The following is a 1,050-nucleotide window of genomic DNA, read 5'->3' as shown; positions in this document are numbered from 1 at the left end:
TATGGGTTGGATATCTCAGGTTATTGCACACAGGCTTCGTTCTTTGATTATGACCTTGATGGTGACCTCGACTGCTTTTTGATCAATAACAGCCCCATTCCTTTTAGTTCCCTGAATTATGCTGACATGCGGGATGTTGATATCAATAAATGGAACGTGGATGATAAATTAAAAGGTGGTGGTAATCATTTATATCGAAATGAAGGAGGGCATTATACAGAAGTTACAAAAGAAGCTGGCCTGCATACGGGCCTGATCAGTTTTGGACTTGGCGTATCTGTAGGTGATATCAACCTGGATGGTTATCCTGATATTTATGTAGGTAATGATTTTATTGAAAAAGATTACCTCTACATCAACCAGGGGAATGGAACCTTTAAGGATGAAATGGAAAATTGTATTCAAAAGATCAGCATGTCTTCCATGAGCACAGACCTGGGTGACATCAATAATGATGGTTTCCCGGATATTTTCACAACGGATATGATACCTGATGATGACTACCGCCTGAAAACTACCGGAACTTTTGACAACATAGACCTTTTTATCAGTAAACAAAAAGCTGGTTTATATCACCAGTATGTGAGGAATTGCCTGCAATTAAATAACGGAAATGGAACTTTCTCGGAAGTTGCCGATTATAGTGGTGTTGCTGCCACTGACTGGAGTTGGGGTGCACTTTTCTTTGATGCGGACAATGATGGGCTCAATGATATTTTTGTATGTAATGGCATAACCAGGGATGTGGGAGATCTTGATTTCCTTGACTTCTTCTCCAATGATGTGTATAATAAAATGGTTGAAACAGGCAGGAGGGCAGAAATGGATGAGATTTTAAAACATATTCCTGTTACGCCTTTGCGCAACCGTTTTTTTAAAAATAAAGGACAGTTGCAGTTTGAAGATGCAGGTCAGACTTCTGGCCTGGGACAGAAAACATTTTCTAACAGTATAGCCTATGCTGATTTGGATGGTGATGGTGATTTGGATTTGGTGATCAACAATGAGAATGGGCCTGCGTTTGTGTACCGTAATAATTCCAGGGAGTTG

1 protein-coding gene is annotated in these 1,050 nt (G+C 40.0%); it reads left to right on the top strand.

Annotation, left to right across the window (positions count from 1 at the left end; genetic code table 11):
- A partial coding sequence (locus tag BP74_RS21650; protein ID WP_496377658.1) for an FG-GAP repeat domain-containing protein occupies nt 1-1,050 on the top strand: 1,050 nt, incomplete at both ends.

The organism is Flavisolibacter ginsengiterrae DSM 18136, from assembly GCF_059568575.1.
This window is presented reverse-complemented; position numbering and strand designations above follow the sequence as displayed.